Origin of the sequence: Nostoc sp. DedQUE04 (assembly GCF_034530995.1) — a bacterium.
In the GTDB taxonomy this organism is placed as follows: domain Bacteria; phylum Cyanobacteriota; class Cyanobacteriia; order Cyanobacteriales; family Nostocaceae; genus Nostoc.
Window position 1 is genome coordinate 187,614 of the sequence record NZ_JAVRCA010000008.1, and the last position, 12,324, is coordinate 199,937.

11 protein-coding genes are annotated in these 12,324 nt (G+C 38.8%); 7 read left to right on the forward strand and 4 right to left on the reverse strand.

Features of this window, described 5'->3' with window-relative positions; all coding sequences use genetic code 11:
- Complete coding sequence (locus tag RM049_RS08220; protein WP_322703833.1) at positions 1-228, reverse strand: hypothetical protein; 228 nt, start codon at positions 226-228, stop codon at positions 1-3.
- Between the two features lie 566 nt (positions 229-794).
- On the opposite strand from RM049_RS08220, the gene RM049_RS08225 reads away from it, so the two are divergent.
- The 3 genes from RM049_RS08225 (at position 795) to RM049_RS08235 (ending at position 4,045) form a co-directional block, all read left to right on the forward strand.
- Positions 795-1,454, forward strand: coding sequence for a glycosyltransferase family A protein (locus tag RM049_RS08225; RefSeq protein ID WP_322703834.1), 660 nt, complete (start codon positions 795-797; stop codon positions 1,452-1,454).
- Between the two features lie 73 nt (positions 1,455-1,527).
- A complete protein-coding gene (locus RM049_RS08230; protein ID WP_322703835.1) occupies positions 1,528-2,673 on the forward strand; it encodes a glycosyltransferase in 1,146 nt (381 codons plus the stop codon).
- A gap of 52 nt (positions 2,674-2,725) precedes the next feature.
- The gene (locus RM049_RS08235) at positions 2,726-4,045 is read left to right on the forward strand and encodes an ABC transporter substrate-binding protein (protein ID WP_322703836.1); all 1,320 of its coding nucleotides are present in this window, start codon (positions 2,726-2,728) and stop codon (positions 4,043-4,045) included.
- A 106-nt stretch (positions 4,046-4,151) separates the two neighbouring features.
- On the opposite strand, the gene RM049_RS08240 is transcribed toward RM049_RS08235, so the two are convergent.
- On the reverse strand, positions 4,152-4,775 hold the full coding sequence (locus RM049_RS08240; protein WP_322703837.1) for a hypothetical protein: 624 nt from the start codon (positions 4,773-4,775) through the stop codon (positions 4,152-4,154).
- Between the two features lie 33 nt (positions 4,776-4,808).
- Positions 4,809-5,546, reverse strand: coding sequence for a hypothetical protein (locus RM049_RS08245; protein WP_322672652.1), 738 nt, complete (start codon positions 5,544-5,546; stop codon positions 4,809-4,811).
- Positions 5,547-6,353: 807 nt separating this feature from the next.
- Here RM049_RS08245 and RM049_RS08250 point away from each other — a divergent pair.
- The 3 genes from RM049_RS08250 to RM049_RS08260 all read left to right on the forward strand — a co-directional run bounded on the left by RM049_RS08250 (position 6,354) and on the right by RM049_RS08260 (position 9,586).
- On the forward strand, positions 6,354-7,037 hold the full coding sequence (locus RM049_RS08250) for a PEP-CTERM sorting domain-containing protein (protein ID WP_322699307.1): 684 nt from the start codon (positions 6,354-6,356) through the stop codon (positions 7,035-7,037).
- A 331-nt stretch (positions 7,038-7,368) separates the two neighbouring features.
- Positions 7,369-8,430 carry a uroporphyrinogen decarboxylase gene (gene hemE, locus RM049_RS08255; RefSeq protein ID WP_322703838.1) on the forward strand — a complete coding sequence of 354 codons (1,062 nt, stop codon included), beginning with the start codon at positions 7,369-7,371 and terminating at the stop codon, positions 8,428-8,430.
- A 202-nt stretch (positions 8,431-8,632) separates the two neighbouring features.
- Positions 8,633-9,586: an NAD(P)-dependent oxidoreductase gene (locus tag RM049_RS08260; protein WP_322685231.1), complete on the forward strand. Its 954-nt coding sequence runs from the start codon at positions 8,633-8,635 to the stop codon at positions 9,584-9,586.
- An 8-nt stretch (positions 9,587-9,594) separates the two neighbouring features.
- On the opposite strand, the gene RM049_RS08265 is transcribed toward RM049_RS08260, so the two are convergent.
- Positions 9,595-10,308: a hypothetical protein gene (locus RM049_RS08265; protein ID WP_322672656.1), complete on the reverse strand. Its 714-nt coding sequence runs from the start codon at positions 10,306-10,308 to the stop codon at positions 9,595-9,597.
- Between the two features lie 328 nt (positions 10,309-10,636).
- Between RM049_RS08265 and RM049_RS08270 the strand changes: the two genes are divergently transcribed.
- Positions 10,637-12,235: a B12-binding domain-containing radical SAM protein gene (locus RM049_RS08270; protein ID WP_322703839.1), complete on the forward strand. Its 1,599-nt coding sequence runs from the start codon at positions 10,637-10,639 to the stop codon at positions 12,233-12,235.
- Positions 12,236-12,324: the final 89 nt, after the last annotated feature.

Genomic DNA, 12,324 nt, shown 5'->3' on the forward strand with positions numbered 1-12,324 from the left:
TCAGAACTCAAATAAATATATCTCTCCCACTTGTTCGCGATCAAAATCTGTTGCTTTTTCCCAATCAAAATCTTTATGGCCTAACTCGGCCATTTGTTCTTGTCCTGCTGCTAACTTTTTTTCTAGTGTTTCTGAATCTAAATGTAAAAATTCCTGTAAATGTTTTTTTAAGTTAAATGAATTTTGCCAATAATCGCTTAAGAAAACTGGAGCGGGATACTTAACCATGAATTTTAACTATTATCATTAATTCAATAATTTATATCTTAAACTGAATCAATCTTTTCTACTTACTTTTTTTCAAAAAACTAAATTTTAATAATTCTGTAGACATACCCACTAATCTGGGTTATAGTCCTAAAAGTAAAAATAGGGTAAATGCCATTTTCAGGGCAATAATGTTTAAGTAGTGTTTTATAAAGTCTGCAAAATTGCCTGAGGGGATCAACCAGTCTAGTGTAAATCACGGTAAAATTTACTTACCTTTACTGTACAGCAAGTATTGCGCAATGCCATTGGTGGGTGTAGCCATCGCTTGCTTGATGCCGATTATGGCATATTGAATATCAGTGAATAAATTACAAATAGTATCATTATTTGATTGTAATGCTATGTTGTTAGTAAGTAGGTAGACATAATTGAATATAAAATAAACTTCTAGTTTGCAATGAGCGATTTCTCGCTCAGAGCAAGGATTATCAAGACTAAAGTCCTTACTACAAACTTTAAATTTATTTATGCCTAGATACTTACGAAAAATTTTCAACTAGTTACAAATTAAACATCTAACTCTTATGAGTCCTATTGTCTTTGACTTTAGTCCCGAAATTTCAGTTATACTTTGTACCTACAACCGAGAAAAATATTTGAATATTTGCATCAATAGTGTTATTGCTCAAACTTTTAAAGATTGGGAACTGTTGGTAGTTGATGATGGTAGCCAAGATAATACTTTTGAAATTGTTAATCCATATTTGCAAAAATTTAATAATATACGTTATTTAAAACACCAAAATAAAAAATTGGGGTACTCTAAAAACGCTGGAGTTCAAGCATCCTTTGGCAAATACATTACATTTATTGACAGCGATGATACATATAAATCCAATCATCTAGAGTCGAGACTTAAATACATGCAAGCTAATCCAGAAATTGACTTGATTGAAGGAGGATTTTTCTCTGAAGAAGAGATTTTTGTAGCCGATTATTTTCAACCAGGTCAAATAATTAATTTACGCGAATGTGTTTTAGGCCCGACATTTTTTGGTAAGAGGCGAGTATTTTTTGAATTGCAGGGATTTAATAATATTCCCTATGGAGAAGATACAGACTTTTGGAAACGGGCAGACAAAATTTTTAAAACTCAAAAAGTTACAGAACCACAAACCTACGTTTATACGAGAGCAGAAACAAGCATTACCAAGGATGTTTTAGAACAGCGTTCATTAACCTAAAAACTTTAATTCAGTTTGTCTCGATCCACTCAGTATAACGTTACCTGCAACTATGCATATTTGTCATATAGTTTTGAATAACATTGGTGGAGCGCCAAAAGTTGCTGATTCGCTAATTTCTTCTCAATCCAAAGCTGGCTACCAAGTCTCTACTATGGTGCTTACTGTTTTAGAGCCACAATGGATAGTATCTTTTAAAGCGGCTAAAACTGTGATTGTTATGAAAGTTGCAGGTACTCTATTTATTATTGGGGGGATAATACACCAAATATGGGTAGCGATAAAATTAAGCAGGGTTATTGCTGAACAAAAACCGGATATTATTGTTTGTCATACTGCATTTATTACTAAACTATTTTATCTATCTAAATTCATCCCTGGCAGTTTCTCTGTTCCATACATTAGCTATATTCACGGTGATTATATTTCTGAATCACGGCTTGAACTTAAAATAAACCCTATCAGCGCCTTGATTCAAAAATTATTTATAAGTCTTGCTAGTAGAATTGATATGCTTGCGCTTCAGCAAGCTAATGGATTAATATTTGTTTGCAAGTCTCTCTATCAAAGATTCGCAAACATTGGGTTTAACCATCATCGAATAGTGATATCCTACAATCCAACAATAGATGATATTAGTAACCAACCTCTCCATCCTACAGCCACATCTTGGTTTAACAACTCGCAGTTGATTACATTTGTATGTGCTTCTAGGTTTCACCATCAAAAAGACCATAAAATCTTACTCAAAGCATTTGCTAAAGTTAGTCAAAATCACTTAAATATCCGGTTAATTTTGTTAGGAGAAGGTGATTTAGAGACAGAGATACAAGCTCTAGCAAAGTTTTTAGCTATTGATGAAATTGTGCTGTTTGCTGGTTCTGTTCTCAATCTTAGAGCTTATTTTTCACTATCTAGAGCAGTTATACTTGCTTCCCATTTTGAAGGCTTACCACTGGTTCTTGTAGAAGCTGTAGCTAGTGGTGTAACGTTTATTGCCACTGATTGCCCAGTTGGCCCACGTGAGATTTCTGAAGTACTTAAATGTGGGAAAATAATATCACCAAGTAATGTAGATACGTTAGCAGAAGCTATTATTGACCATATAAAAACTCCTCAAGAGAAGATTGAATGCTCTGAAAAAATTGCACAATTATTTAGTGCGGCTAGCTGTGCTGAAAGATTAGAAGTTTTGAGAAAGCAAATCATTTCAAAATGAGTATAATTGAATAATATACTATTTTACTAATGTTTATATCTAAAAAATTTGTATGAATACTAACTTTTTAGCTACCAGAATTAGAGATTTATGGTGTTACTTGATAAATTCGGCTCGGCAGTTTTTTATTTTAGGAATCATTCTAAGTTTGTGTCTGATATTCTTATCTAGTTGTCAGGGGATAAGACAAAAGGAAGATGGGGTAATTCATCTGACACTATGGCAAGCTATTAATCCCCCTGCAAATCGAGATATATTTCAAAAACTAGTAGATAAATTTAATCAAACTCATCCTGATATTCAGGTACAATCTATCTTTGAGAGTGAACCTCAATTACCAAAAATATTGACATCAGTGGTTGCCAATGTACCACCAGACCTGCTGTCATTCCATCCTGAATATACAGGTCAATTTGTGGAATTAGGGGCACTTCGACCTTTAGAAGATTGGTTGGATAAATCGCCCCTCAAGTCAGACATTAGACCTAACTTATTGCCAGAAATGCAGTTAGATGGTCACATTTGGTCAGTGCCAATGCACACCAGTAATATTGGTATTTTTTACCGTCCTAAACTTTTTGAAGCTGCGGGAATTACAGAATTACCCAAGACTTGGGATGAATTGAGACAAGTTGCCAAAAAATTAACTATAGACCGCAATGGGGATGGGCGCCCCGAACAGTATGGTATGTTACTGCCTTTAGGAAAAGGAGGATGGACTGTATTTAGTTGGTTCCCGTTTTTATTTGGTGCAGAGGGAGAGGTTGTAACTAATAATCGCCCCAATTTAACGAATGCGGGTGCGATCGCGGCCTTACAATTCTGGCAAGACCTGATAAAAGATGGTTCAGTAATGCTTTCTGCCCCAGAACGAGGTTATGAAGAGGAAGCTTTTCTTACAGGTCGTGTTGCGATGCAGATAACAGGCCCTTGGACGTTAATTATGAAATCTGAGGTCGATCATCAGGTATTACCCATACCAGCAGGTGTCAAAGCTGCTACAGTCACAGGTACTGGAAATTTTTTTGTGATGAAGACCACACCAGTAAGAGAGCAAGCAGCATTCAAATTTTTAGAGTATGTTTTGAGTGAGGAATTCCAAACCGAATGGAGTATAGGGACGGGTTTTTTGCCAGTTACCCTTACATCGGCTCAAAGCAAAGCTTATCAGCAATTCATTAATGAAAAACCAGTATTAAAAGTGTTTTTTGACCAGTTACCTGTGGCACATTCTCAACCAATAATTGCTGGATATAGCCGTCTTTCTGAGAGTCTTGGTCGAGCTATAGAAGCGACGGTACTAGGAGAGTCTGCTGAAAAAGCCCTCAAGAAAGCACAAGAGCGTTTAGATTTGATTTGGGATGACAAATAAATAGAACTAGTGGTGAGTGCTGTTTTTTAACTAGAAGTCCTATAGGGGCTGCCTTCTGCCTCCAAACCTGTAGCTTTGTACTTCATAGAAAAGAAAACTATTGTAATTAACTACCAGCATTGGTAAGAATTCCTACAAGCACTCGCACTAATTCTTCCAAACCTTCTGGAACGCGATAAAGTTTGATATCTTGCATGACCCGTTTATCTTGCCGATAAAATATTCCAAATCGCCAATCTTCTCCATTTGTTACAGCACCGTACAAAGTTGGTGTTTGCGAATCTGTCCATTGGTCGAGTGCTATCAATTCAATTGCAAGTTGAGTAAATCCCCAGCTTAAATCGGATTGCTTGGCTTCGACTACTAACAGGGAATTGGAAGATGAAATATAGTAATCAAAACTCCCTTTGAGTTGTTCGCTAATATTAATGGGGTACTCAATGTTTAGTTGAGTTTGCGTTTGGTCGCAAATTTCCAACAAAATAGGAGCAATTAAAACTTCACGTTTTGCAGCTTCACTGATAAAATTTACGCGCATGATATTGCGCCGTAAGTAACGCTGCAAAAATTCTAAATAGTCAATTACGCCTGAATATTGTGGTAGTTGTAGCGATGCGCGTTCGTAACTACATCCCAGTTCCGCCAAGATATCTGCTGGAGTATATGGTAATTCAAAATACTTACTAAATGTATAACTTTGATCGGGTTGGAGAATGCGCGGGCGAGTCATAAATATTAAGGTTATAGAATATATCGATAAAAGTCAGGAAGAAACTCCAGTTTTGGGATGTAAATTTCTTTTTAATGTACACAAACCAATTGCTGGTATGGCTCCTAAAATCGCTGCTGTCAGTCCTTGTCCACTCCAATATAGTATGGGAGTACGGTAGGTTTCTGGAATCAAATTTTGCATAATAAAAAGCAACCAAACCAAAATAGTAATCCAGAAAAAAGAGATTGAGGGTAAAAAATTCCACCACCAAATGCCTGCTGTATATCGCCTCAACACCAGCCATTGGCAAATTCCTAGCCAAATTCCAGAAATTATATATGCGATCGCAGACAAAAATCCAAAAATCAAGGTATCTTCAGAAGATGATGAGGCAATGGTTGAAATGTAGTTAATCCAGGCTGTAGAAACGCCGTTGGCAATTAGCCAACCGACACTAGTAGCAAATAGCCACTGCCAACCCGGTAAATATCGGTAAAGCACAAGAGCTTGGTCAGCAGCGAAAATCACGGCAAATACAACGTTACTAAGACTTCTAACCAAAATACTCCATGTTTGTGGTTGATTAGCAACGTTAGATGAGAGACTTTGGAGAATAATTTTCTCTAAAGCGATACTGGCAACGCCACCGACAACCCATCCAATGAGGGTCATTACGGTAAACTGAATAAAGAACCTCTGTCGCTGCGATCGCGGAATCAAATACTTTCCTGGATTAGGCTCATTATTAGCAGATGCAACACGATCGGAACTGTTAGAGTCAGTTTGCATAAGAAGTTAGGGGAGTGAGGGAAAAGGGAGATCGCAAAGATAGGGGAGCAGGGGGAGAATTAACTAATGCCCTGTTTGGCCAATCCTCAATTAAATATTGATTCTTGTTTTACTCTATTTCTCAATCACAGTCTTTATTTTCCATTCCCCACTCGCCACTCCCCACTTCCCCAAGGCGAGAATCTTATGTCAATAATAATGGTCTATTCTCAATAGAATCTCATTAACCTATTCTTACTGCTAAAGATTTAGGGGTAGCTCACAATACGGTTCGGATAAGCTCTTGAGACCGGGGAGGCTGGCGTTGCAGAGGAGGAAAAAAGTTAATTCTTCCTCCCTTGCCTCTCTTCTCCCCCTGCCTCAAAAGCTTACCTCAACAGATAAATTTGTTAACCGAACCGTATTGGGGTAGCCCATCGTAGACATCGCTTTGAGCCTGAGAAACTAAACCAAATGGTAAATAGTGATTTTTTGTTGGTTTTTAACCTTGGTTGCGATCGAGAGTAATTTAGATGTGTTTGTACTGCCTACTACAATTGCACAATAACCTTCACTTAATCTTTAAAAATATTTTAGTATATACACCGTATCTTTTGCGAGTTATAAAAATCAAAATAGGATTACAAAGTATCAAGCTCAACTTATATATTCGAGCTTGTTTTACCCAACAAAAGTCATATATAAAGGGCTAATAATCTTTGTGATTTTTTCTAATTTGTTGGAGTAATGAAACCAGTTTTTCATAGCTAGGTTTCAAGAAAAGTTCAATCTTAATTATCTTTGTCTTTTTCAAGGTTTATTACTAGAATGTTGAAAAAAATTTCCTTGGCTTTACTCGGAATGACTGCTGTAGTCATGAGTGCGAATCCAGCTAGTGCGGTAACTCTGCAAGTCAATAGTGGCCCGTTCTCTAGCTACGCTGATGCCAAAACTGTCACCTTTGACGATGGCACAGCAAACGATCCTAATGGATTTGTTACTTACTCTAATATTACTAGTAACATTGTTCAAGGTAGCGTATCTAGTCAATACGCCTCACCTTATGGAGATAACACCAAATTTCTAACAATTGCTCCAGTAGGTAGTAATGTTGCAGGCGACAGTGGTTTGGTCAATATTAAGTTCAAAGAAGCTGTTAATTACTTCGGTTTTTATGCAGGTTCATTAGATGATTATAACTTTGTTGACATTTACAAAGGCGATCAGTTATTAAAGACTTTTAGTGGTGCAGATGTGCCAACTGCTATAGCTAATGGTAGTTGGACTAGCTCTCAAGCTAATATGTTTATCAATCTTGTAGGTGATACAGGAGAATCATTTGACCGAGTTGTGATGCGCTCAAATGGTGTTGCCTTTGAAACAGATAACCACGCCTATAGACTAGCCAGCGTTCCTGAACCTAGTGCGATGTTAGGTGTGTTAGCAATAGGTGCTTGTGGTATGATGTCAGTCTTCAAACGCTCACAACATAAAGCGATAGTGAAAGCATAAATTTATCCAGATCCCTGGTGAAAATCCTTAAGGATGTGTCTCTATGCATGACATAGAGACACATTTTTTTATGCAGTTTTCCTCACACATTCCCCTGATGCAGAAGTGAGAGGTGTATTGCTACGTGGGACTAGCCAAAAAAACAATAAATTGTAGCGCTTGCTGGCATTAATACTGTAGTCAAGCCAACCGAGCGCTCATATCCAATAATCAAAATATTATAAAATATTACTATTATGCCCTGCTATTCACCTTTTCCTGAAAACCTGCTGGAAAAGCGTAATCCCAGAATGATAAGCTAAACAGTGGCATAAATAGGATGAAGTAATAAATGGGTGTTTATTCAACGACTCCTCATCTCTTACGGGCTGCTCGTGGTGAAGTAGTAGATCGTCCCCCTGTATGGATGATGCGACAAGCGGGACGATATATGAAAGCATATCGAGACTTAAGAGAAAAGTATCCTTCGTTTCGCGATCGCTCCGAAATTCCAGATGTAGCAATTGAAGTTTCTTTGCAACCCTGGAGAGCTTTCCAACCAGACGGAGTAATTTTATTTTCTGATATTGTCACCCCATTACCTGGTTTGGGGATTGACATGGATATTGCCGAAGGTAAAGGGCCAATCATTCACTCGCCCCTCCGCACTCAAGAACAAATTGAACGTCTGCATCCTTTAGAACCAGAAGCAGCTCTACCATTTATCAAGACAATTTTGCAAGCGTTGCGTTCGGAAGTAGGCGATAAATCAACGGTGTTGGGTTTTGTGGGTGCGCCGTGGACATTAGCAGCTTATGCAGTTGAAGGAAAAGGTTCTAAAACCTACTCCATCATCAAAAACATGGCATTCTCAGATCCGGCGATACTGCATCAATTATTAGCTAAATTAGCAGATGCGATCGCCATCTATGCCCGCTACCAAATTGACTCTGGCGCTCAAGTTGTGCAAATGTTCGATTCTTGGGCGGGTCAATTGAGTCCTCAAGATTATGACACCTTTGCTCTCCCCTATCAGCAGCGAGTTTTCCAGCAAGTCAAGCAAACCCATCCCGATACACCTTTGATTTTGCTAGTTAGCGGTAGTGCGGGTGTGTTGGAAAGAATGGGACAATCTGGCGCTGATATTGTCAGTGTAGACTGGGCAGTGGATATGGCAGATGCAAGAGCCAGATTGGGTAAGCAAATGAAAGTTCAAGGAAATCTTGACCCAGGCGTGTTATTCGGCTCTAAACAGTTTATTCGCGATCGCATCCTCGATACGGTTCGCAAAGCTGGGAATTGGGGTCATATTCTCAATCTCGGTCACGGTGTTTTACCAGAAACTCCAGAAGAAAATGTCGCTTTCTTTTTTGAAACTGCGAAGGAATTGAATCTTGCAGGAGTTAAGGGTTAGGAGTTATGAGTTATGAGTTATGAGTTATGAGTTATGAGTTATGAGTTATGAGTTGCAAGTTATGAGTTGCGAGGTACAAAGTTATCTTTTATTCTTAACTCCTTACTTCTTACTCCTAACTTTATAAATAACTCCTGATAGGGAACTTTTAACTTAATTCTTAACTCTTAACTCCTAACTTCTAACTTATTAAAATCTTATTATGAGCCAGAAACGGATTTTAGTGACTGGTGCAAGTGGTTGTGTAGGTCATTATTTAACAGAAGCCTTAATTAAAGAAACAAATCACGAACTGTATCTATTAGTTAGGAACCCAAGCAAACTGCAAGTTGATACCAAGGCACGTTCAGGTATCAACGTTTTACAAGGTGATATGCAAAATATTCGCCAGTTTGCCGATTTGCTATCCACAATTGATACAGCCGTACTCACAGCCACAGCTTGGGGTGGCGAGCAAACATTTGATATTAATGTCGTCAAGACTATAGAGTTACTCGAACTCCTAGATCCAGAACGTTGTCAACAGGTAATTTATTTTTCGACAGCTAGCGTTTTGGATCGCTACAATCAACCATTAAAAGAAGCCGGGGAAATTGGGACAGATTATATCCGTTCTAAATATGAGTGCTTAGAGAAAAAAGAAAAATTAGCGATCGCACCCAAAATTACCACAGTTTTTCCCACTGTAGTATTTGGCGGTGATGCGAATAAACCTGATTCTGCTGTCACATCTGGTATTGCAGAAGTGACAAAATATATCAATTTGATTCGCTTTTTAGAAGCAGATGGCAGTTTTCACTTTATCCACGGACGAGACATTGCCACTGTTGTGCGATATCTGATCGATCGTCCTGCTAAAGATAATCAACCACGTAGGCTTGTTTTAGGTCAAGCACCATTAACTGCTAATCAAGCAGTGGAAGAAGTTTGTGCTTATCTGGGCAAAAAGATTTACTTTCGTATTCCCATATCTATAGCATTGGCTAATTTGATTATTGTTCTATTCCGCATTCGCATGGCCGCTTGGGATCGGTTTTGTATGAACTATCGACATTTTACATACGAAAAATTCATCAATCCCGATAGTTTCGGCTTACCAAATTATTGTGCAACCATGAGTGATGTTTTGAAAATTAGCGGTGTTAAACGTGTATGAAATATCTATTATTTGCTAATGATAGCGGTCATTTCTTGCGAAGATAAGCCGACACAAGCTGCCAATTCTTCCAATGTCAATCGTTCGCGTGTGTTTGCTTCTAACAAAGACGTTGCAGCTGCAACGTAATCAGGATTAGCAAGATGATTGACATTCTTAGGAAAACTTGTTTGGGAATAAAGATTGGCAATGTCAGAACTTCCAGTAATTTTTTGTATTTGATAAGTGGCAATTAAAGCTGCTTGACGGGCTTGGAGATAGGCAACATAATATTGCACGATAGCTAATCTTTTTTGCTGTCTAGCTTCCTTCCAACGAGCTTGCAAAACAGGAAGCTGCCCAAAAGTACTAATGAATTTAATCGGGTCAACTGTAACGGTTAAGGAAAAACTGTTTGAGCGCTCAGATGGGGAATCTGGTGATGTTGAGATCGTACTTAGAGCCGGAGATAATTCGATAGCTAAGACATCTCTAAAAGCATTCAATCCCATTGCAGCTTTTGTTTCCAGCACTTGGGCTGAGTTGCGTTCAGCAATAGCTACTAATCGATCGATGATTTTGAGATCCTGCTGTGTAATCTCAGTTTGAAGGAGATTACGTTGATTACTAGAACTAGATTTATCTTCGGATGCAACCACAGGAAATGTAGTACTGACAAATGTAACGGCAAGGAGAATCCTGAAACTTTGTGCAAAAGCTTTTGAGAGCCATTGTGCGATCATCTGATTGATTTATTCGGAAGCCTACACTTGTTTTCTAATTTGCTTCTCTTTTCACGATACAGCTAAATGACAATAATTCTTATATATGTGGGAGTCTTTTTAAGGAAATCCTAGTAAACTGTGGCGAAAGTTTACCTACCTTTAACCAGTTGCTCAGAGCAACTTGTCTGGTTAATTGAGATGGTGGTTGGATTTACGCTGTGCTGTACTAGTCGTCCATTTAAGTTAAAAATATGAATGGTAAAATAAAACAACTTTAATAAAAAGTCAATAACTCTTTATTTTCGTTAGAGTGGGATAACAATCAAAGTGTGAGGATTGATACTACATGCGAATCCTGTTAGTGTATCCAATATTTCCCAAAACCTTTTGGTCTTATGAAAAAATCCTAGAGTTAGTCGATCGCAAGGTTTTATTACCACCTCTGGGTTTAGTAACAGTAGCCGCGATTTTGCCCCAAGAATGGGAATTCAAGTTGGTCGATCGCAACATCCGTGCAGCAACAGAAGCAGAATGGGCATGGGCAGATATAGTAATCCTCTCTGCGATGATTGTCCAGAAGCAAGATTTACTTGAACAAATCCAGGAAGCAAAAAAACGTGGCAAGTTAGTCGCAGTTGGCGGCCCCTACCCCACCTCTGTACCTCACGAAGTTGAAAATGTTGGCGCAGATTTTCTGATTCTGGATGAAGGGGAAATCACGCTGCCCATGTTTATTGAGGCAATAAAAAGGGGAGACACATCTGGCACTTTCCGCGCCACAGAAAAGCCTGATGTCACCAGCACACCAATACCCCGCTTTGACTTATTAGAATTGAATGCTTACGACATGATGTCGGTGCAATTTTCGCGTGGATGTCCTTTCCAATGCGAATTTTGCGACATTATTGTTCTCTACGGGCGCAAACCACGCACCAAAACCCCAGCGCAATTGTTAGCAGAGTTAGATTACCTCTATGAATTGGGTTGGCGGCGGGGTGTGTTCATGGTGGATGACAACTTTATTGGCAACAAGCGAAATGTAAAGTTGTTGCTGAAAGAGTTAAAAGTCTGGATGGCAGAACACAAATATCCCTTCCGATTTGATACGGAAGCTTCAGTTGACTTAGCACAAGATCCAGAAATGTTGGAGTTGATGGTTGAGTGCGGTTTCTCGGCGGTGTTTTTGGGAATCGAAACACCGGATGAGGATAGTTTGCAAATGACTAAGAAGTTTCAAAATACTCGTAGTTCTCTAACTGAGGCAGTGCAAACTATTACTAAAGCGGGATTGCGCCCAATGGCTGGGTTTATTATTGGGTTTGATGGCGAAAAAGCAGGCGCAGGCGATCGCATCGTCCGTTTTGCGGAACAAGCAGCAATTCCCTCAACTACCTTTGCCATGTTGCAAGCGTTACCTAACACTGCACTTTGGCATCGCCTGAAAAAAGAAGGAAGATTACGGGAAAATCAAGATGGCAACATCAACCAAACAACATTGATGAACTTCCTTCCCACCCGTCCCCTGGAAGAACTAGCCAGAGAATATATTGAGGCATTCTGTACATTATACGACCCAGTACAATATTTGGATCGTACCTATCGCTGCTTCTTGATGATGGGCTTGCCGAGTTGGAAAGCGCCAGCGAAAATGCCAGAGTGGGTAGTTATAAAAGCGTTGCTGATTGTGATTTGGCGACAAGGAATCAAACGGGAAACCCGTTGGAAATTCTGGCATCATTTATTTAGCATTCTCAAACGTAACCCTGGAGTTATTGAACATTACATCGCTGTTTGCGCCCACAACGAGCATTTTCTGGAATACCGCCAAATTGTGCGCGATCAAATTGAAAGTCAGTTAGCTGAGTATTTGGCACAAGGTGCAGAAAAACCTTATGTGCTAGTTAAGGAAAAAGCTGAGGAAAAAGCTGAAGCAGTAGTTAGTTAAATGTAGTAACGGTTAATAGGTAAAAGTGAAAAAATTACTTATTAGCCGTTATTAAAACCAGTATGCTATTCAAAGTATGATAGTCATAA